A 19,550-nucleotide genomic window follows, 5' to 3' on the forward strand; every position below is an offset into this window, starting at 1 on the left:
CGTATCCCGCGCCACCCGCGTCCTAGGAGGCCGCCCCCTCACGATCACGGCCTCGTGCGTCGTGTGGCGTCGGTCGGGGTGTCCGCTCGTGATCGGGCCCTCGTGTATTGCACGGCGTCGGTCCGGGTCGGAGGGTCCGCTCGTGATTAGGCCCTCGTGTGCCGCGCGGCGTCGGTCCGGGTCGGGGTGGCCGCTCATGATCGGGCCCTCGTGTCCCGCGCGGCGTCGCTTCGGGTCGGGGTGGCCGCTCATGGTCAGGCCCACGTGTGCCGCGTGGTGTCGGTCGCTATGGCCGCTCATAGTTCGGCCGTCGTCTGCCGCGTGGCGTCGCGCTGGGTGGGAGAGCCCCCTCATGACTCGGCCCTCGTCACCCGTGCGGCATCGATGTCGGCGATGGTGTTCGCCCCGGCGAGGATCATGAGCGTGCGCAGTTCCTCGGTGAGCAGCTCCAGGACGCGGGATACGCCGGACTCCCCGGCGGCGGCGAGGCCGTAGATGGCGGAGCGGCCGATGATCACCGCGTCCGCGCCCAAGGCCAGGGCGAGGAAGATGTCGGCTCCCGTACGGATCCCGCTGTCGAGCAGTATCGGCAGTTCCGGGCCGACCGCGGCGCGGATGCGGGGGAGCATGTCCAGGCTCGCGGGGGCCGGATCCAGTTGGCGGCCACCGTGATTGGAGACCACCAGGGCCGAAGCGCCGACGGAGACGGCGCGTTCGGCGGCGGTGGGGGTGAGCACGCCCTTGGCGATCCACGGCAATCCGAAACCGGTGGCGGCCTCGGCCAGCGCCGACCAATCCCACACGGTGCCGCCGTGTTTGAGCAACTGCCCGAACACCTCCGCGACGCCGGGCGCCCCGTTCTCTCCGGTCAGATTGCCCGCGAAGTGCCGCAGATCCGGATCGAACCGGTTGGCCATATTGCGGGTGCGGAACCCGCCGACCGGACAGTCCACGGTCACGCACAGCGCCTCGAACCCGCGCTGGGCCAGCCGCCGCGCGATCGCCCCGGCATGCGCGAACGGATGCAGCTGCGCGATGCGGGCGGCGCGCGGGGCGGCCGCGCGGACCCGATCGTAGGAGTACGCGCCCGCCTCCGGCACGATCGCCAGCGCCCCGTGCCGCTCCGCGGCCCGCGCGACGGCCTGATGCCCCTCGGGATGGAACAGCGTGTCCCCGCCGAACGGCGCGGTGAGAATCGGTGTGGCCAAGGGCATTCCGAGGAATTCGGTGCCGGTATCGGGAGCCCCGACCCCGCTCATCGGCTCGGGCAGGATACGCCAGCGGCCGAACGCCGCCCGATTGCCGCGCAGGGTCACCTCCTGGCCCGCGCCGCCCTCGAGGAAGTCGAACACGTCGGTGGGCAGGGCGGCGGCCGCGGCGCGATGGATCTCGTCGAGCGTGCCGTAGTCGACGCGGGTGGGGTAGAAGCTGTCGAGCTGGGCGGTCATGCGACGACACCTCCGGTCGGAACGACACGATGACGACGGCCGTAGCCGAGATACAGCGCCGCGCCCGCCGCGCTCCAGATCACGAACCGCAACCAGGTCAGCGCCTCGAAAGTGGTCGCCAGCCAGGCACATCCGGCGATCGCGAGCACCGGTACGACCGGCACCAGCGGAACGCGGAACGGCCGCGGCCGGGCCGGATCGGTGCGGCGCAGCACCAGCACGCCCAGCGCCACCACGACGAACGCGAACAGCGCGCCGATATTCACCAGTTCGGCGACGGTGTCGATCGGCAGCAGCCCCGCCACGACCGCGATGACCGCGCCCATGAGCAGGCTCAGCCGCACCGGCACCCCGCGAGAGGTGAGCTGGCACAACGACTTCGGCATCAGTCCGTCGCGGCTCATGGCGAACACCAGCCGCGTCTGCCCGTAGCAGACCATGAGCAGACCCTTGGTCAGGGCCACGACCGAGGCGACCAGGATGACCTTGCCGGTCCAGCCCGCGCCGATGGCCGCCAGCGCCGTCGCGACGGGCGCGGCATTGTTCAACTCGGCGTACGGCGATACGCCCGTGAGCACGGCGCTCACCGCGACGTAGAGGGCGGTCGCGATGACGACCGAACCGATGATGCCCCAGGGCAGATCGCGGCGCGGTTCGCGGGTCTCCTCGGCCGAGGTGGCGACGATGTCGAAGCCGAGGTAGGCGAAGAAGGCGAGCGCCGCGCCCGCCGCGATGCCGTTGACGCCGAACGGCATGAACGGCGTCCAATTATGGGCCTGAATATGGGGTGACCCGATGGCGATGACGAGCACGAGAACACCGATGGTCAAGGCGACGAGCGTTTTCACCACGCGCGCGGCTATTTTCACCTCGAATACCAGCACGCCCACCAGGGCGACGACGATCAGCACCGCGGGCAGATTCACCACCCCGCCCGCGCTCGGCCCGGCGGTGATGGCGGTCGGAAGGGTCACCCCGAACAGCGAATTCAGGGTCGCGCCGAACAGTCCCGACCAGCCGATGGCGATGGCCGCGGCGGCGACCGCGTATTCGAGGAGGAGATTCCAGCCCACGAAGAATGCGGGCGCCTCGCCGAGTGTGGCGGCCGTATAGGTATAAGCACTGCCCGATTGCGGTGTCATGGAAGCCAATTCGCTGTAACACAGCGCGACCAGGACGCAGATGGCCCCGGCCAGCACGAACGACAGCATGATGGCGGGTCCGGCCTTGGTGGCCGCGGCGATGCCGGTGGTGACGAAAATGCCCGCGCCGACGATGGCGCCGACGCCCATCGCGATCAGGTCGACGCGGCCGAGGCTGCGTTCGAGACCGCGGGATGTGGCGACCGATGTGGTTGTTGCCATGGGAGGAATCCATTCGCTGGGAATGTATTTCGGGTGGTTCGTATTCAGTGAACCAATCGCAGTTTGTGAAAGGATGAACTCAAGTAACGGCTTCGTTTCGTATTCCAATGTGGCGCAATGGATTTTGAAAAAGGGCAGGCTCGAATTCCGGCGGCCGGTGTATCGGATGCCGGAATTCGAGCCTGAATATCGTGTTGCGGCTGGTGCTGCGCCGGTCGGAAAGCTGATTACGTGATGAGGGCCTTCGGCGTTGGAACGTGAATTCGAATCGGGCTGCCCTCGGGCAGTGACCGATGTGCGCAGAACAGAATGAGTTTCGCTGTCGTGGAGCCGATTTCGGAACGAGTCGCTGATTACATGGTGCTGACCTTCGAGACGGCGGAATCGACAGAACGGTGCCCGGCGGGCGAGCGCCGAGCCAGCGCGGTCGCCACGGCCAGGGCGAGCAGCACCGCCGCCGCGGCCACGACCGCGTCGCGCATGGACGCGGCGGTGGCGATGACGCCGAGCCCGATGGTGCCGATCGCGGCGCACAGGTAGGCGAGCGCGGCGAACCGGGCCGAGACCCGGGCGTGCTGATCGGGAGGCGTCGCGGCGCTGACGATCCGCAGCCCCGCGCGATACGCGATGCCCTGCCCGAACCCCGCGATCGCGCCGCCCAGCAACAGCAGCGGCAGGCTCGGCCACCACGACACCGCGGCGGCGACCCCGACCCCGGCAATGATGATCAGTTGCGCCGAAACCGGTTCGGCCGCAAGCCTGTTCGGGGCGAGCACGCGCTGCGCGGCCCACGCGGAGATCAGATACAACGTCACCGGCGCGGCCAGCAACGCGAGGTTGGTCGTGGCCAGCAGCTCCGCGCCGTAGGACGGCAGCAGCGCCACCACGAGCCCCGCCGACATCCACGCGGCGATCCCGCTCAGATAGCCCGCGAGCGGCGACTCCGGGCGCGATACGGGGACGGTACGGGCCGACGCCGCGGCCGCCGGGCGGACCGCGCGATCGGCCACCACGATCGCGGCGACGGCCCCGAGCAGTGTCGCGTGCACGACATACACCGTCACCCCGGGCGCGGGCAGGTACTGCGCGATCGCCGCCGCCGCGAGCGTGCCCAGCGCCGAACCCGATACGGTCGCGCTGGCCATGGCGGTGCGGCCCCCTTCGCCGCGCCGCTCCAGGATCAACCCGGCCAGCGACCCGGTCACCAGCCCGACCGACAGTCCCGCGCAGATCCGCGCCACGCACGCGAGCCACGCCGAATCCGCTTGCGCCATACAGACATCCGCGGCCACCCCGAACAGACTCCCCACCCCGATCCGCCACCACCACGCCGCGCGCGAGCCGGGCGTGCCCACCAGCACCAGGGCCGGGGTCAGGGCGAACAGGTACGCGGCGAAGATGACGGTGACCGCCAGCGGCGCCAGCGCCCAGGCATGCCGATAGAACGGCATCATGCCGGTCGCCAGATTGGGCTGCGCCATGATCAGTACCAGAAGCGCACCCGGGGCCGCTGTCCGCATCCGTCCCCCTAACCGAGGAGATCTTCTCGACTGAGCATAAGCAATTGAGAAGAAGTTCTCTACTCGAACACGGTCTCGGCCCTCTCGCTCCGCGAACGCCGTCGTTTATGCAGGATGGAGTGGTGCCCGTGAACACCCGCAGTGACGCGCAGCGCAGCCGGATGCTGTTGGTAGACGCGGTCGGCAGCCTGTTGCGCGCCGGCCGCGTCGGATTCTCGATTCCGGAACTGGCCGCCGAGGCCGGGGTCGGTGTCGCGACCGCCTACCGACATTTCGGCACCCCGCAGGACGCCATGCAGGCCTTCCACCGCCGCGCGATCGAGCGACTGCTCGAGGCGTTCGGCACGGTCGCGGTCGATCTGGACCCGGTCGAGCGCTTCCACCGCTTCTGCCGCGTGTGGGTCGAGGACGCCATGCAGTGGGGCCCGGCCGTCCGCTACATCCGCAGCAGCAAGGGCTTCATCGAACGCCTCACCACCGGCGACGAATTCATCACCGCCCTGCACGACATCCTCGCCGACGTCCTCACCGCCCTCGCCCGCGCGGGCAAATCCGCCGAGGGCGACACCACCTACGCCGTCCTCATGTGGATCACGGTCTTCGACGAACGCGTCGTCTACGACCTCACGGAACATCGCGGCTGGTCGGCGGCTGAAACCACGGACCACCTCACGCGCGCGGTGGCGGGGGCTTTGGGTATCTCGGTGTGAAAGACTCGCCCCGCGAGCGGGCGGAGTGGGTGCCTGTTGGGCGGTCGTCCTGGCTGGGGGTGAAAGGCGTTGCTGCTCAGGCGGAATGGGCCGATGAGAGGCGGGCAGGCGCGCTCGGCCAGACGGCGTGAAAGGCGGTGCCGCGCTCAGCGTCATTCGTCGTGTCAAGTGGGCCAAAGCGCTGGGCGCGGCGGCGCTTTCGGCGCTCGGGCGGGCCGTGCCGGTGCGAAATGGACGACCGCGCTAAGTATCTCGGTGTCGATGGCGTTGTCGCTCGGACGGAGGCCCCGCCCGAGATAGCGGTGACATTGACCATGTCGACGTGAACGGCGTTGCCGCTCAGGCCGAATGACCCGGGTCCAAGTGGGCGACCGCGGCGAAGCGCAGGACCCCGCCGCTCTCGGCGCGCATGTGTCCGGCCGTCGGTTCGAGGACCACGCCGACGTGGTCGCCGAGGTCGTGGCGGTCGATGATGCGGCCGGTGAACCAGCCCGGGGTCGCGGCCAGGATGGGTAGGCCGTCGGGGCCGGAGTACCACTCGCAGTGCGCGAATTTGTCGATGCGGTCGCCGCTTTCAGAACCGAACAGCCGCGCCAGCGGCAGTTGCTGGGCGCCGAGCAGATGCACCGCGAGCCCCTCGGCCTCGGCCGCGACCCGGAAGGTGTTGTTGGTCTTGGACAATCCCACCAGGAAGCGGCGCGGGTTGATGCTCACCTGCGTGGTGAAACCGACCAGGCACCCCGCTCGCCGTCCGGCCGCCTCCGTGGTGACCACGACCATGGGGTTGTCCGCGGTCGCGACGAACTCGTCGAAGTACGCGTGGATCGTGTCGGTATCGCCGGACATCACTTCTCCTGCGGGGTTCGGTGCGAGTCTGCCGACGGGCAACCCGCATCATGATGCCCGGTTTGCCCGGCGGGGGAAAGCCGACGGCCGCCTCGCATGGACGCGACCTTCCGGGGTATGTCGCGACCTGCGAGGAGAGGAGTACACCGATGCGACTGCGGCGTGTCACACCCTACGGCTGCGGCCTGAGCCGGGTACGGCGGGGACGCGGGTTTTCCTACGTCGACGACGCGGGCGATCCGATCACCGATGATGAAGTCACACAGCGCATTCATGATCTGGCCATACCCCCGGCGTGGCGAAAAGTGTGGATCTGCCCGCATTCCAACGGACACATCCAGGCCGTGGGCGTCGACGCCGCCGGGCGACGCCAGTACCTGTACCACGAGCAGTGGCGACGCGACCGCGACGAGGAGAAATTCGACCGCGTCCTCGAGGTCGCCGCGAAGTTACCGGCGCTGCGCGAACAGGTGTGCCGGGACCTGAGCCGCCCCGGCCTGGACCGCCGGCGCGTGGAGGCGGTCGCGCTGGGCCTGCTCGATCGCGGCGTGTTCCGCGTCGGCGGCGAGGAGTACGCCGAGGAGCACGGGACCCGCGGCGTGGCCACCCTGCTGCGCGAACAGGTCCGCGTCTCCGGCGACGAGATGCTGTTCGACTACGTCGCCAAGGGCGGCATCCGCCGCCGCGTCCGCATCGCCGAACCCGAACTGGCCCGCGCCGTGCGCGCCCTGCGCCGCAACCGCCACCCCAGCGGCCGCCTGCTGATCTACGGCAAGGGCGAGGACCTGCACGAACTGCATTCCGGCGACATCAACACCCGCTTCAAGGAACTCGTGGGAGAAGACCACAGCGCCAAGGACTTCCGCACCTGGCAGGCCACCGTCCTCGCCGCCGCGGGCCTGGCCGCCGTCGACTGCCCGCCGTCCCAACGCCGCCGCAACAGCACCATCCGCCAGGTCATGGTCGAGGTCTCCGACGCCCTCGGCAACACCCCGACCGTCGCCCGCAACTCCTACGTCGACCCCCGAGTCATCGAGGCCTGGGAACACGGCGACACCATCGAACCCGCCCTCCGCCGAGCCCGCCGCGCCCCCACCGACGACGACCGCCAAGCCATCATCGAACGCGCCGTCCTCCGCCTCCTCCGCCCCAAGTCCCGCTGACACCCCAAGTCGGGCGAACGCCCCCAGGCCCACGAACCCAGCCGCACCCTTTATTCGAATCCGCACCCCTTGTATGGCCCTTCAACGGGTGCGGATTCGAATAAAGGGTGCGACTGAGGTGGCCGAGCAAGGGGTGCGGATCCCAACAAAGGGTGCGGCTGGGGCCGGGGACGTTTGGGGCAAGGTGCCCGGGTAATCAGGGACCATGACCGAGATCGACAACGCACCCCGGACCGAGGGCGGCTCGGTGACCGGAGACGCCGATTTGGTGGACATCCTGAGCAATGCGCGTGCGGCGCAGGCGGGGTGGGCGCGGACGCCCGCCGCCGAGCGGGCCGCGGCGCTGCACGCGGCGGCGGAGACGCTGCGGGAGCGTGCGGGGGAACTCGCGGCCGTGCTGGAGAACGAGACCGGGAAACCGGCCGAATCGGGCCGGGAGGGGGTGCTGGCCGGGGCGGGGACGTTCGATCAGTACGCCGAACTCGGCCCGGTGCACGGCGGTCGGACGTTGCAAGGCGCTTGGGGCGCAACCGATTTCATGATCCCGCAGCCCCGGGGCGTGGTGGTGGCGCTGACGCCGTGGAACGACCCGGTCGCGATCGCGGCGGGCCTGGTGGGCGCGGCGCTCGTCACGGGGAACACGGTGGTGCACAAGCCGAGCGAGCGGTGTCCGCGCACGGGCGAGTTGCTGGGTCGGCTGCTCGCCGAGCACGTTCCGACGGGCGTGGTGCAGACCGTCTCCGGTGACGGCCGGGTGGGCGCGGCGCTGGCCGGATCGTCGGATGTGGACGTGATCGCGCACGTCGGCGGTTCGGCGACCGGACGCGCCATCGCGGCCGCCGCCGCGCGAACCGGCGCGAAGGTGCTGCTGGAGAACGGCGGAAACGACCCACTGCTCGTCGACGCCGACGTCGATCCGGTATGGGCGGCCGAGCAGGCCGCGATCGGGGCGTTCGCCAACGCCGGGCAGATCTGTGTGTCGGTGGAGCGCGTGTACGTCCATCGCGAGGTGGCCGAGGAATTCACCCGAGCCCTGTGCGAGCAGGCCGAGCGCTGGAATCGCGACCCGCAGCCGCTGGTCGACGAGCGGCTGCGGCAGGAGGTCCACGCCCAGGTGAGCGAGGCCGTGGCGGATGGCGCGAAATCCGTTGTGGGCGGGGTCATCTCGGGAAGCGCGCCGATCTATCCGGCCACCGTCCTCACCGGCTGCACACCCGCCATGCGGATCATGCGTGAGGAGACGTTCGGGCCGATCGCCCCGGTGCGGGTGGTGGACGACTTCGAGTCCGGGCTCGACGAGGCGTGTGCCGACGAATACGGTTTGGCCGCAACGGTTCTCACCAACTCCATGGAACACGCCCAGGAAGCCTGGCGGGCACTGCCGGTAGGTACGGTGAAGATCAACGCGGTCTTCGGCGGCGCGCCGGGCGGCGCCGCGCAGCCTCGGCGCAATTCCGGCAGCGGATACGGGTACGGGCCCGAACTGCTCGACGAGATGACGACCACCAAGGTGGTCCACTGGGAGCCCGCGCCGGGCCGACGCTGATCGGCGGGCGCCCTCCTCGGCGTCGCTCAGAAGTCGAGCGAGGGCACCCGCGCGTACACGCCGGGGTACCCTTCCCGTGCGGCTCCCTTACCCCACGAGGTGAGACCCGCGATCTTACCGTCGATCAAAAGCGGTCCGCCGCTGTCGAATTCGGCGCTGTCGGCGGCGGGGGAGCCCGCGCAGAACGCCTCGGCGGGGTCGTAGGCCGAGTCGTAGGCCGCGGCGCAGTCGGCGTCGGAGCGGAGCGGAATGGTGGCCCGGCGCAGGACCGCGTTGGACCAGTCGTCCTCCTGGGTGACGCCCCAGCCCACCACCGTGCCCGAATCCCCGTGCGGCGTGGTCAATTCGGCGGTCGGCAGGTCGACCGGGTGGGTCAGCGTGAGGAGGGCGACGTCGTGATGGTTGGCCATATCGCCCTCGAACAGCGTGATGCCGAAATCGGGATGCAGATGCACCGACCGCACCCCGACCGTGGTCCCCTCCCCGGTCCGAAGATCGGTGCGCCCGAACGTGACCCGCATGGCGGACGGGGCCACCCCCGCGACGACCGCGCAGTGCCCGGCCGTCAACACCTGGTCCGGCGCGACGAGCGCACCCGCACAGAACTGTCCCCCGGGCCGTAGCGGGAACGCCGGGGAGCCGATGGCGGCCAGCCACGGGTACGCCGACGCCGACGTCTCGGTCCCGCCGACCACGCCCTCGGCGGGCGACGCCACACCGAGGGCGACGAACAGGGCCGCCGCCACGGCGGCAATACGACGCGGATGCATGATCTCGGCCTCTCTGTCGATGCTCCGCCTTACGGTACGACACATGACCACCTGGACCGAGTTCGCGGCGGCGGCCCCGCGCATCGCCGCCACCTTCCTCCGCCGCCACGCCGCCACCACCGGCCTGTGCCTGCTGGCCACCACCCGCGCCGACGGCTACCCCCGCATCTGCCCCCTCGAACCCCGCGTCTTCGAGGGCGAACTCTGGATCGGCGGCATGCCCGGCACCCGAAAATTCGCCGACCTCGCCCGCGACCCCCGCTTCTGCCTCCACACCGCCACCGTCGACACCCACGTCACCGACGGCGACGCCAAACTCTGGGGCGCCGTCCACCACGTCCCCGACCCCGCCCTCCACCAGCGCTACGCCGAATGGCTCTACGCCACAACAGGTTTCGACCTCCGAGGCCGGACCTTCGACACGTTCTACGCCGCCGACATAACCTCCGCCTCCGCCGTCGAGATCAACGAGGGCCACATGGACGTCGTCATCTGGAAGCCCAGCAAGGGCGAGTACGTCGTGCGGAAGCATTGAGGCCCCACCACTTCTCTCCGCCGAGTCGCCGGACCGCAAGACCTCGACCCGGCGCTGGCGCGCCGGGTCGAGGTACAGGGGAGGGTGACGCCGGGCCGGGTGCAGTGGGCTGATGCTGGGCCGGGGTGCGGGTGCAGTGGTGCCGGGGCGGGGTGTGGGTGGGCTGATGTCGGACGGCGGCGCGGGTGGGGCGATGCCGAACCAGGGGTGCGGTGAATGATTCCGGGCCGCAATGTGCGTGGGCTGATGTCAAGCCGGGTGCGGGTGGAGTGTGCGGGGTCGGGTGCGGGTGGGCTGGCGCTGGGCCGGGGTGTGGATGGGTTAACGCCGGGCCGGGGTAGGGGGTGAGGTCCCCGCCGAGCGGCCTCCACCCTGTCCCCGCCGACCGGCCTCCCCCCTGTCCCCGCCGAGCGAAGCGAGGCTGGGGTCACACGCTGGCCGCGTGCGCAGCCGCCAACCGCGCCGTCCGAATCGCGTTCCACAACGGCCGGAACAATGTCTCCTGAGCCTGCATCGCGCTCGCCGACGCCGGTGAGGACGTCGGCGTCTGCTGCGCGACGGTGAGAATGGCCGCCACATGATCGGCCGAGTCGAGGATCCGCCGGGCGCGCAGGGGAGCCGAATCGGGGTACTGGTGGCGGGAGTACGCGGCCAGTTCGTCCTCGATCAACTCCCGCGGGTCGTCGTCGCCCGTGCCGATGCCGGTGGTCTGGAGGCGCATGAGGGCGTCGGCGGCGTCGCGGACGGCCTCGCGCATGGCGTATTCGGCCTCGCCGAGGGCGACGTCGGGGACGGGGGTGGGGATCGCGGTGCGGTAGACGGTCCATTGGAGGGTGTCCTCGTCGACCCACTGTGGGACCAGGCCGGTGCCGTCGGAGCCGGGTGCGCCGATGAGGATGCCCTCCTCGGCTTCCATTGCCGCCGTGGCGAATTCGGAGCCGACGGGCAGGCCGCGGGGGTCGCCGGGGACCGGGAGCACCAGGCGCAGATGCGCGCCGGGCGCGCGCACGGCCTCACGGATCACCTTGAGCAGCACCATGATTCCCGAACCGGCGTCGAGCGGTTCGGCGGCGGGCCAGGGCAGGCCGGTGTGGCCGCCGGTCACCGGATCGCCCGCCGCGAGGCTCTGCCGGGAGGCCCACGCCCGCAGCGCGTCCAGCACGTCGTCGGGCGCGCTGCGGCCCGCGAGCCACGAGCCCGCCCACAACGTCAGCGTCGCACTGGGGGAACACATGTGTTCGAGCATAACTGGGTCGTTGCGTACGCACCCGCCGTGGCGAACCCGGCTACCGCGGCTCGGTGACGAAATCGATCAGCCGTTCCACCGCCCCGATGAGCGGCGATTCCAGATCCCGGAACGAGTCGACCGCTTCGTAGACCCGCCGCCACCCGTCGCGCGGCGTCCCCCAGCCCAGCCGCGCGCACACCCCGGTCTTCCAGTCCTCCCCGCGCGGCACCTCGGGCCACGCCGCGATGCCGACGGCCGCGGGTCGCACCGCCTGCCACACATCGATGTAGGGATGTCCGGTCACCAGCACATGCGGGCCGAGCCCGGTGGTGAGCGAGGTCTCCTTCGATCCGCTGACCAGATGATCGACCAGCACCCCCACTCGCTGCCCGGGACCCGGCTCGAACTCGGTGAGCCGTTCGGCCAGATTGTCCAGTCCCTCCAGATGTTCCACGACCACGCCCTCCACCCGAAGGTCGTGTCCCCATACGCGTTCCACCAGCGCCGCGTCGTGCACGCCCTCCACCCAGATCCGGCTCGCCCGCGCCACCCGCGCCCGCAGTCCCTCGACGCGCGTCGATCCGGAGGCCGAACGGGTGGGCTGGCGTGGCGCGGCAACCTTCGGGCGGACCAGTGTCACGGGCCGCCCGTCGATCAGAAACGCCGCCTCCCGCAACGCGAACAGCCGCACGGCGCCGTGCCGGTCCTCGAGTTTGACGAACTCCCCGTCGTAGGTGCGCTCGAAACCGACCACGGCGCCGCAGAACCCGCTCGCCGCGTCCTCGGCCACCACCTCCGCGGTCGCCTCCACCTGTGGCACCGCCCGTTTGCGGGTCCTGGCGTGTCCCGAAAAGATGTCTCCGTACTCGCGCGCACTCACCCGCACGAAAATACCTGGGGTCGTGTGTTTCCCGCCGGTCACGACACGGACACCGGCGCGCGCAACACGGCAGCGACACGGCCGCCGAATTCGGGCGAAGCGGGTACGGTAAGGGGCGTGGCCGCAATCGTGTGGCTGGTCGCGGGGATCCTGCTCGCGGCGGCCGAGATGCTCACCGGTGACTTCACGCTGCTCATGCTGGGCGGCGCCGCGCTGGTGACGGCGGGTGTCGCCGGGGTGGCGCACACCTCGCTGCTGATCGACGCCGTCGTGTTCGGGGTGTCCGCGCTCGGCCTGATCCTGCTCGTGCGGCCGATGTTGTTGCGCCGCTTCGCGACTCCGCCGCCCACGCTCACCAATGTGCACGCGCTGCCCGGCAAGACGGCCAAGGTGCTCGAGACGATCGACGGGGACCAGGGCCGGGTGAAGATCGACGGCGAGGTGTGGAGCGCTCGCCCGTTCGACCCGACGGAGGTGTACCCGGCGGGAGAGACCGTCTACATCATGAAGATCGACGGCGCGCACGCCGTCGTGTGGAAGGGACCGTAATGGCCGTACTGATCGTCGCCGTCGTCCTCATCCTGTTGGTCGCGGTGGTGGTGTTCAAGTCGATCGCGCTGGTGCCGCAGGCCGAGGCGGCGGTCATCGAACGCCTGGGCCGGTACTCGCGCACCGTGTCCGGGCAGCTGACGTTCCTGGTGCCGTTCGCCGACAGAGTGCGCGCCAAGGTCGATCTGCGCGAGCGGGTGGTGTCGTTCCCGCCGCAGCCGGTGATCACCCAGGACAACCTCACCGTGCAGATCGACTCGGTGGTGTACTTCCAGGTCACCAGCCCGCAGGCCGCGGTCTACGAGATCAGCAACTACATCGCCGCGGTCGAGCAGCTCACCATCACCACACTGCGCAACGTGGTCGGCGGCATGACCCTGGAGGAGACGCTGACCTCCCGCGACCAGATCAACTCGCAGCTGCGCGGCGTGCTCGACGAGGCGACCGGCCGTTGGGGACTGCGGGTTTCGCGCGTCGAACTCAAGGCCATCGATCCGCCGCCGTCGATCCAGGAGTCGATGGAGAAGCAGATGAAGGCCGACCGCGAGAAGCGCGCGATGATCCTCACCGCCGAGGGTCAGCGCGAGGCGCAGATCAAGAGCGCCGAGGGCGCCAAGCAGGCGTCGATCCTGTCGGCCGAGGGTTCCAAGCAGTCGGCGATCCTGTCCGCGGAAGGTGAACGCCAGAGCCGCATCCTGCGCGCCCAGGGTGAACGCGCCGCCGCCTACCTCCAGGCCCAGGGCCAGGCCAAGGCCATCGAAAAGGTCTTCGCCGCAATCAAATCCGGCAAACCGACCCCCGAACTGCTGGCGTACCAGTACATGCAGACCCTCCCACAGGTCGCCAAGGGCGACGCCAACAAGGTCTGGGTGGTGCCCAGCGATTTCGGCAAGGCCCTCGAGGGTTTCGCCAAGCAGTTCGGCGAGCGCGGCGACGACGGGGTGTTCCGCTACGAGTCGGCCCCCGACGGCGAGGTCGACTCCCGCCCCGAGGACGACTCGGACGAGGTCGCCGACTGGTTCGACGTCAAGACCGACCCCGCCGCCGAACGCGCCGTCCGCGCCGCCGAGGCCGCCGCCGCCACCCCCGTGGAATCCCCCCTCACCGCCCCCATCGTCCCGCGAAACCTGGCCGGCCAGACCGGAATCGCCCAAGCCCAGCCCCCGCAGTACCAACCCCCCCAGCCCCCCTTCCAACAACAACCCGACCCCCAACCCCGCCCCGAACCCCAACAGCCCCCCCAACAACAACCCCGCAGCGACGTCGAGGGCCGCCCCTGGCAACCCCCGGAGTTCCCCCGCCGCTGACCACCCCCGGCCCCACCAACCCAGCCGCACCCCTTATTCGGATCCGCACACGTTGTATTGCCCTGTAGGGGGTGCGGATTCGAACAAGGGGTGCGGCTGTGTTCGTGCACGGGGGGAGGCGGTTCGGGGGTGGTGGGGTGGGGGGATGGGTGATGATGGGGGGTGATGGGGATGACGACGACGCGACGGGCGGTGCTGCGAGCGGGGGTGCTGCTGCCGGTGACGGCGGCGTGTGCGACGGGGACGGTCGGGCGGGGGGATCCGTTGCGGGTTGCCGTGTCCTGGAGCGGGTCTGAACTGGCGGCGTTTCGGGCGGTGCTCGCGGGGGTGCGGGCGCCGGGGGCGGGGGTGCCGGGGTACGCGGATCCGGTGGAGGTCGTGCCATTGGGGGACGATATCGATATCGCGTTGAACGCGCGGGGGCGCAACGCGCCCGACATCGTGATGCTGCCCGACGCGGGGCGGGTGCAGGAGCTGGCGGGGACGAAGCTGCGGGCGGTCGGGGATTCGCTGTGGGAGTGGCAGGGGCGGCCGCGGTATCCCGGGCCGTGGTGGGATCTGTTGCGGCACGGCGCGTTCGGCGCGGTCAGCCAGTACGGGGTGCCGTTCAAGTCCGCCAACAAGTCCCTGGTCTGGTACGACCGCACCGCCTTCCTGGACGCGCGGACCGATCTCGGCCGCACCGATCCCGCGACCGATCCGCCCCGCTCCTGGACCCTCGACGAATGGCCCACGCGCATGCGCGAATTCGCCACCGACGAGCGGCGGCTGCTCGCGCTGGGCGCCGCGGACGGCTGGGTGCTGGCCGACATGTTCGCCAACGTGCTGCGCTCGGTCACCCCGGGCGACTACGAGGAGCTGGCCCGCCCGCCCGGAAACGATTCCGCCGCAGGCGTTCTCCGCCGCGACTGGCATCGCGACGGCGTCCGCGACGCGCTGACCGTGCTCGGCGAACTCTGGGGCGAGCCGACCGCGTTCCCCGGCGGCGTCGCCGCGACCCTGCGCTCCCAGCTCGCCGACTCCGTGCGCGAGGTGTTCCAGCACCGCCGTGCCATGCTGGTGGTCGCCCCGGACTTCGCGGAACCCATTGTGCGCCGGTGTCTTCGCGCGACCGGCCGCTCCGACGTGACCGTGGGCGTCATGCCCTTCCCGGCCGTGGACCGCGGCTACCGGGCGCCCAATATCGGCGGCGGCGACGTCATGGTGATCACCGCCGCCGCCAGCGAACGCGCCGAACGGCTGGTCGCCGCGCTCGCCGAGCCGACCGCGCCGCTGCCGTGGACGACCCGCTACGGCGGCTTCGTCGCCCCCAGCGACCAGACCCCGCGCCCGGCCTCCTACCAGGGCGTCTTCCGAACCGTGGCCGACCGGCTGAACGCCTGGGACATCTTCGATTTCGCCGATCTCATCGGACCCATCGGCCGGCGCAACGGCCTGTGGCGGGTGCTCACCGACTTCCTCGTCGACGTCGGCTACCGCCGCCGCGGCCGGGTCGCCGAATCCGTGGACCTGGCCTTGGCCGCGCTGGATCGGAGCGCGTCGTGAAACCCTGGCACCTCGAGGCGGACGGCCTCACCCTGGAACTTGCCCCGCGCCGCCCGGCGGGCCCGCTCGTGCGCGGCTGGTACCTGAACCGGCTGGCCGCCGCCGCGCTGCAACTGCCCGCCGCCGTGCTCATCACCCTGCTGCTCGTCGCTCCCGGCGCGGCGACGATCGTCGTCGCGGCCCGAAACCGTTCGGGCGCGGTGCTGCTGCTGTCGTGCGCGATCGTGCTCGCCGCCGGGGCGGTGATCGACGGACTGCGCCGACGCGGCTGGAAACCCGGCCGGGCCGGGCGCTGGGCCCCGGTCCCGCTGCTCGCGGCGGCCGCGGCGACGGTCCTGCTCATCGGATATCCGCCCGGGGTGAACGGGCCCGGCGAGTGGTCCCCGCCCACGGCCTGGGCGGCGGCCGCGATCCTGGTGGCCGCGGCCGTGCTCGGCCCGCGCTGGTCCCGGGTGCCGTCGCAGTGGCGGCTGCCGGTCGCCGCCGTGCTGCTGGTGGTGCCGATGGAGTTGCTGTTCACGGCCCGACACCGGCCGGGGATCATGGCCGCGATGACCGTATTGCTCTGTGCCGCCGTGCTTTTCGCGTGGCTGTGGCGGCGGATCGCGCCGAGCCGGTCCGAACTCCCGCTCGCCGCGGTCCCGGCCCTCGCGGCGGCGCTCGCCGCGGTCGGAGTGGTGGCCGTGGTGCTCGACGACGCGGGGCGACAGGCCTACGCGGTCACGATCGTGTGGGTCCTGGTGGCGCTGGGAGTGATTCTGCCCGCGGCGGTCTGGGCCGCGCGCGGGGTGGGGAAGCGGCGCTGGTGGCCGTGGTGGCCGCTGGTCGTCCCGTTCGGGATCTCGGCGTTCGTGGCGGGTCTGGCGTTCCGGCTGATCTTCGAACCGCCCGTGCACGCCGCGGGCGACGTGCGCGTGCAGGTGCTGCTGTACGCGGCGATGCTCGCGGCGGCGTTCGTGTGGACCTGGTTCGGCGCGCTGTTCGTCCTGCTGCGCGCGGCCGTCGACAGCATCGAGGCGGATCCGGTCCGCAGCGCCTACCTGCACGACGCGGACGACGCGCGAATGTGGTTGCGGCTCATCCGTTTACTGAATCCGGTGCTGCTCACCCTCGGGCTCGTGGTGGCGGTCGCCGCGGCCCGCGTCTTCGACGTGATCCTGGTCGCGGTTCCCGGACCGCAGCAGTACGTGCTCGACAGCGCGACCGTGCACTGGTGGCAGCTGACCACCGATCCGGGCGGCAGCCCGGTCGGGCCGGAGGCGTACGCCCTGCCCTTGGCGGTCGTCGTCGGCCTCGGCGCGTGGCTGCTGCAATCGGGCACCCCGTGGCATCGCACCCGCTGGCCGCGACCCGACCCGCAGCCGGTCCCGGTGCGCCTGCGGCTGTTGCGCCCGGACTGGGCGGACGAGCGCGCGGCCCGCCGCCGCGCCGAGCGGTCGAGCGAGGTTGTCGAACGGCGCGCCCGCGTGCTCGGCGCGACGTCCGCCGCCCGGCTCGGGCGGGCGACGCGCTGGCTGATCACCCGCGGGCTCACCCCGCTCGCTCTCGCCGTCCGCGCCGGGGGATTGTGGGCGCGCGTGGGAGTCGTTGCGCTGCTGATGCTTTCGCCGCTGCTGGTGCTGGCGGGGGTGAGCAGGCTCGGCCTGGACGACACGATCCTGTCCGGAACCCAGTCGGTGTGGCAGGACGGCGAACTGTGGCACGCGCTGCTGCAGACGGCGTGGGTCGCGGGCCTGTCGACGGTGCTGACGCTCACCGCCGCCCTGCCGCCCGCCTACTACGCCGCCGCGCTGGAACCCGACAGCCGCCGGTCGCGGGTGCTCGTGGTGTCGCTGGTGGTGCTGGCCGTCATGCCCGCGCAGATGTACGTCGGCCGCCTCCGCGCGGTCATCGACCACTACAGCCTCGCCGGATCGTCCTGGCCGCTGGTGCTCACCCACGCCGCGCTCGGGCTGCCGATCGCGATCCTCATCCTGCGCGGCGCGCTGCTGGCCCCGGCCGACGCGCCGACCGCCGACGCCGGGCGCGGCCCGATCGATCTGCCGCTGGCGCTGCGGCGCACGGCGGCGGCCGCCGGACCGGCCCTGGTCACCGTCGCGGTTCTGCAACTGGTGCAGGTGTGGAACGACTTCTTCGTCGGCCTGCTCGTCAGCGGTGCCGACGCGAGTCCGTGGTCGCTGCTGCTGTGGAGCGAGGCCCGCCAATTGCACGAGAACATCGGCCATCTCGCGGCCGGGGCGCTGCTGTCGGCGATTCCGCCGGTGGTGCTGCTGCTGGCGACCTGGCGGCGTTTCCTGGTGCCCGGCCTGACCGGGGGAGTGTTGCGATGACGGAGCCGAATCGGAGCGGCGAGCCCGACGCCGGGTCGGCGCTGGACGTCGTCGCGAAATCCTCGGCGTGGCAAGGCTTTCTGAGCGGCGCGTCGGTCATCGCCACCTCACTGCTGCTCGAGATCGTCAGCAAACTGCTCGAGAGCTGGGTCGGCGAGAGTCAGGTGCTGTCGTCGCTGTCGTACTGGCTGAGCCGGATCGCCGCGCTGGTCGTACTGGCCGCCGCCGGATACGTGCTGTGGCGCAGGCTCGCCGCCGTGCGCGACCGGGCCCGTGCCGAACGACGACTGCGGTTGATGGCGGAGCTGATCCCACCCGGCCCGCGAACCGAACTCGGCGACGAGACCGAACCCGTTGCGCCGCAGGTCGATTCGAGCCTCGACGGGAACATGGTGGCCGCGATCCTGCGCGATCTGCCGTTCCGCCGCTACGAGGCCGCGGCCCTGTACGAGATGGTCACGGCCGTGCTCGCGGCGCGGCGGCGCGTGCCCGACCTCGAACGCCCCCGGCAGGAGCGCGCCACGGCCGCGGTCCTCGACGAGCTGCGCGCCGCCGGAGTGCTCGATTTCGGGCGGCAGGACCGCCGGGTGCTGGTCCGCGTCCCGGAGATCCCCGCGCCGGACACCGTGCGCGTGAGCCTGGAATGGGAGGCGGCGCTCCCGGCCCTGCTCCGCCATCACGCCGACCGCGCGACGCGCTGGGCGGCGGCCCTCGATTCCCCGTCCCTGGCGTCGGGCGCGCGCCGCTGGTTCGAACAGGAACAGACGTATCTGCGCGAACTGATCATCCGAACCGCCGAACACCGGGCCGACTTCGGCCCCTCGGACGACACGACCGCCGCCCCGCGCGCCGTGCTCGACGCGGCCGTCCCCGAACTCGTCCGCATCGCCGAGGCGCTCGACCTCTGGTCCGCCCGCGACGATCATCCCGACGCGAATACGCCTGTGTTCCGAGCGATCTCCGAGCTCACCTCGCCCGGCCGCTATCCCGTCGAACACGAACTGGCCCGCATCCGATCCGGCCGCGTCCCGCACCGGTCGGAGATCTCGTGGCTGCACCCCTACAAGGCCGCCCTCGTCGCGCGCGCCGACATCCACCGGGCGCTCGCGCTGGCGTCCGGGCGGGCGACGAGGAGGCGCTCGCGGGCCGCCGCGTGGCTGCTGGAACGGGCGTGGCGGCGGCTGCCGCGCAAGGACGTCGCCGGGGAAGTGGCCGCGCTGATAGATCTCGGTTTGGTGTACGTGCGGGAGGGGCGGCTCGAGGCCGCGCGCGAACGCCTGGACGCCGCCCGGTCCCTGGCCGACTCCGGACGCGATCCCGCCGGTGCCGCCCACGCGATCGAGAGCCTCGGCGTGCTGTGGTGGGCGCGCGGGGAACGCCGCCGCGCGCTGCGGTCGTGGCAGCGCGCGCTCGGCCGATATCACGATTTGGATCACCATCGCGGCGTCGCGCGCTGTCTGCAACATCTCGGTTCGGCCATGGTGGTCGCCCCCGAGTACGGCGGCCAGCTGCTGCCCGAGGCGTTCGACGCCGACGAGGTCCGCGCCCAGGCCGCGGGCTGGCTCGCCGAGGCCGAGCGGCTGCGCGGCCATTCGCTCGACCACGCCACGCCCGCCTGCCTGGCCACCCACTACCGCGACCGGGCGCGTGCCGCGCTGCCGGAACGGCCGCTACCAGCCGAGATCGACCGTTGGCCGGTGTCCGCTCCCGCGGATCGACACGCCTGACGGGGGCACAGGTACCCGGATTCGTGCGACGCGAATCACTATATATCAGTGATCTCGGCCACATAACGAACCTATAACTACA

At 71.3% G+C, this 19,550-nt stretch carries 17 protein-coding genes; 10 read left to right on the top strand and 7 right to left on the bottom strand.

Annotated features, from left to right (window positions below):
- Positions 1-350: 350 nt before the first annotated feature.
- Together ACFYTQ_RS15840 and ACFYTQ_RS15845 are read right to left on the bottom strand one after the other, a co-directional pair.
- Entirely contained in the window at positions 351-1,448 is a 1,098-nt protein-coding gene (locus tag ACFYTQ_RS15840) for an alpha-hydroxy acid oxidase (protein WP_387361146.1), read from the bottom strand.
- On the bottom strand, positions 1,445-2,812 hold the full coding sequence (locus ACFYTQ_RS15845) for an amino acid permease (protein ID WP_387361148.1): 1,368 nt from the start codon (positions 2,810-2,812) through the stop codon (positions 1,445-1,447). Before ACFYTQ_RS15845 ends, ACFYTQ_RS15840 begins: the two co-directional genes overlap by 4 nt.
- On the opposite strand from ACFYTQ_RS15845, the gene ACFYTQ_RS15850 reads away from it, so the two are divergent.
- Entirely contained in the window at positions 2,787-3,047 is a 261-nt protein-coding gene (locus tag ACFYTQ_RS15850; RefSeq protein ID WP_387361150.1) for a hypothetical protein, read from the top strand. The genes ACFYTQ_RS15845 and ACFYTQ_RS15850 overlap by 26 nt on opposite strands.
- 118 nt (positions 3,048-3,165) lie before the next feature.
- On the opposite strand, the gene ACFYTQ_RS15855 is transcribed toward ACFYTQ_RS15850, so the two are convergent.
- Positions 3,166-4,332, bottom strand: coding sequence for a hypothetical protein (locus ACFYTQ_RS15855; RefSeq protein WP_387361152.1), 1,167 nt, complete (start codon positions 4,330-4,332; stop codon positions 3,166-3,168).
- Positions 4,333-4,460: 128 nt separating this feature from the next.
- Here ACFYTQ_RS15855 and ACFYTQ_RS15860 point away from each other — a divergent pair, with 128 nt between their 5' ends.
- Entirely contained in the window at positions 4,461-5,042 is a 582-nt protein-coding gene (locus ACFYTQ_RS15860; RefSeq protein ID WP_387361154.1) for a TetR/AcrR family transcriptional regulator, read from the top strand.
- Positions 5,043-5,381: 339 nt separating this feature from the next.
- Here ACFYTQ_RS15860 and ACFYTQ_RS15865 read toward each other — a convergent pair whose 3' ends face one another.
- Positions 5,382-5,888: a flavin reductase family protein gene (locus tag ACFYTQ_RS15865; RefSeq protein ID WP_387361156.1), complete on the bottom strand. Its 507-nt coding sequence runs from the start codon at positions 5,886-5,888 to the stop codon at positions 5,382-5,384.
- 149 nt (positions 5,889-6,037) lie between these two features.
- Here ACFYTQ_RS15865 and ACFYTQ_RS15870 point away from each other — a divergent pair, with 149 nt between their 5' ends.
- Positions 6,038-7,051 carry a DNA topoisomerase IB gene (locus ACFYTQ_RS15870; protein ID WP_387361158.1) on the top strand — a complete coding sequence of 338 codons (1,014 nt, stop codon included), beginning with the start codon at positions 6,038-6,040 and terminating at the stop codon, positions 7,049-7,051.
- Between the two features lie 205 nt (positions 7,052-7,256).
- Complete coding sequence (locus ACFYTQ_RS15875; RefSeq protein WP_387361160.1) at positions 7,257-8,597, top strand: aldehyde dehydrogenase family protein; 1,341 nt, start codon at positions 7,257-7,259, stop codon at positions 8,595-8,597.
- 26 nt (positions 8,598-8,623) lie between these two features.
- Here the strand turns inward: ACFYTQ_RS15875 and ACFYTQ_RS15880 are convergent, their stop codons facing one another.
- A complete protein-coding gene (locus ACFYTQ_RS15880) occupies positions 8,624-9,367 on the bottom strand; it encodes a S1 family peptidase (protein WP_387361162.1) in 744 nt (247 codons plus the stop codon).
- A 43-nt stretch (positions 9,368-9,410) separates the two neighbouring features.
- Between ACFYTQ_RS15880 and ACFYTQ_RS15885 the strand changes: the two genes are divergently transcribed.
- A complete protein-coding gene (locus ACFYTQ_RS15885; RefSeq protein WP_387361164.1) occupies positions 9,411-9,902 on the top strand; it encodes a pyridoxamine 5'-phosphate oxidase family protein in 492 nt (163 codons plus the stop codon).
- Between the two features lie 427 nt (positions 9,903-10,329).
- Here the strand turns inward: ACFYTQ_RS15885 and ACFYTQ_RS15890 are convergent, their stop codons facing one another.
- Together ACFYTQ_RS15890 and ACFYTQ_RS15895 are read right to left on the bottom strand one after the other, a co-directional pair.
- A complete protein-coding gene (locus tag ACFYTQ_RS15890; protein ID WP_387361166.1) occupies positions 10,330-11,136 on the bottom strand; it encodes a hypothetical protein in 807 nt (268 codons plus the stop codon).
- Between the two features lie 52 nt (positions 11,137-11,188).
- Positions 11,189-12,010 (bottom strand): DUF3097 domain-containing protein, encoded by an 822-nt coding sequence (locus ACFYTQ_RS15895; RefSeq protein WP_387361168.1) that lies wholly within the window; start codon positions 12,008-12,010, stop codon positions 11,189-11,191.
- Positions 12,011-12,127: 117 nt separating this feature from the next.
- Here ACFYTQ_RS15895 and ACFYTQ_RS15900 point away from each other — a divergent pair, with 117 nt between their 5' ends.
- From ACFYTQ_RS15900 to ACFYTQ_RS15920, 5 genes are all read left to right on the top strand, one after another.
- Complete coding sequence (locus ACFYTQ_RS15900; protein WP_387361170.1) at positions 12,128-12,559, top strand: NfeD family protein; 432 nt, start codon at positions 12,128-12,130, stop codon at positions 12,557-12,559.
- The gene (locus ACFYTQ_RS15905) at positions 12,559-13,866 is read left to right on the top strand and encodes an SPFH domain-containing protein (RefSeq protein WP_387361172.1); all 1,308 of its coding nucleotides are present in this window, start codon (positions 12,559-12,561) and stop codon (positions 13,864-13,866) included. The genes ACFYTQ_RS15900 and ACFYTQ_RS15905 overlap by 1 nt, the downstream gene beginning before the upstream one ends.
- A gap of 171 nt (positions 13,867-14,037) precedes the next feature.
- The gene (locus ACFYTQ_RS15910) at positions 14,038-15,411 is read left to right on the top strand and encodes an ABC transporter substrate-binding protein (RefSeq protein ID WP_387361174.1); all 1,374 of its coding nucleotides are present in this window, start codon (positions 14,038-14,040) and stop codon (positions 15,409-15,411) included.
- Positions 15,408-17,741, top strand: coding sequence for a hypothetical protein (locus ACFYTQ_RS15915; RefSeq protein WP_387361176.1), 2,334 nt, complete (start codon positions 15,408-15,410; stop codon positions 17,739-17,741). The genes ACFYTQ_RS15910 and ACFYTQ_RS15915 overlap by 4 nt, the downstream gene beginning before the upstream one ends.
- Positions 17,738-19,468, top strand: coding sequence for a hypothetical protein (locus tag ACFYTQ_RS15920; RefSeq protein ID WP_387361178.1), 1,731 nt, complete (start codon positions 17,738-17,740; stop codon positions 19,466-19,468). Before ACFYTQ_RS15915 ends, ACFYTQ_RS15920 begins: the two co-directional genes overlap by 4 nt.
- Positions 19,469-19,550: the final 82 nt, after the last annotated feature.

This window comes from Nocardia sp. NPDC004068 (assembly GCF_042874315.1).
Taxonomy (GTDB): Bacteria; Actinomycetota; Actinomycetes; order Mycobacteriales; family Mycobacteriaceae; genus Nocardia.

Coding starts and splice junctions, on each gene's coding strand:
- ACFYTQ_RS15840 (WP_387361146.1), bottom strand. CDS start 1,448: ATGACCGCCCAGCTCGACAGCTTCTACCCCACCCGCGTCGACTACGGC.
- ACFYTQ_RS15845 (WP_387361148.1), bottom strand. CDS start 2,812: ATGGCAACAACCACATCGGTCGCCACATCCCGCGGTCTCGAACGCAGC.
- ACFYTQ_RS15855 (WP_387361152.1), bottom strand. CDS start 4,332: ATGCGGACAGCGGCCCCGGGTGCGCTTCTGGTACTGATCATGGCGCAG.
- ACFYTQ_RS15865 (WP_387361156.1), bottom strand. CDS start 5,888: ATGTCCGGCGATACCGACACGATCCACGCGTACTTCGACGAGTTCGTC.
- ACFYTQ_RS15870 (WP_387361158.1), top strand. CDS start 6,038: ATGCGACTGCGGCGTGTCACACCCTACGGCTGCGGCCTGAGCCGGGTA.
- ACFYTQ_RS15875 (WP_387361160.1), top strand. CDS start 7,257: ATGACCGAGATCGACAACGCACCCCGGACCGAGGGCGGCTCGGTGACC.
- ACFYTQ_RS15880 (WP_387361162.1), bottom strand. CDS start 9,367: ATGCATCCGCGTCGTATTGCCGCCGTGGCGGCGGCCCTGTTCGTCGCC.
- ACFYTQ_RS15885 (WP_387361164.1), top strand. CDS start 9,411: ATGACCACCTGGACCGAGTTCGCGGCGGCGGCCCCGCGCATCGCCGCC.
- ACFYTQ_RS15890 (WP_387361166.1), bottom strand. CDS start 11,136: ATGTGTTCCCCCAGTGCGACGCTGACGTTGTGGGCGGGCTCGTGGCTC.
- ACFYTQ_RS15905 (WP_387361172.1), top strand. CDS start 12,559: ATGGCCGTACTGATCGTCGCCGTCGTCCTCATCCTGTTGGTCGCGGTG.
- ACFYTQ_RS15910 (WP_387361174.1), top strand. CDS start 14,038: ATGACGACGACGCGACGGGCGGTGCTGCGAGCGGGGGTGCTGCTGCCG.
- ACFYTQ_RS15920 (WP_387361178.1), top strand. CDS start 17,738: ATGACGGAGCCGAATCGGAGCGGCGAGCCCGACGCCGGGTCGGCGCTG.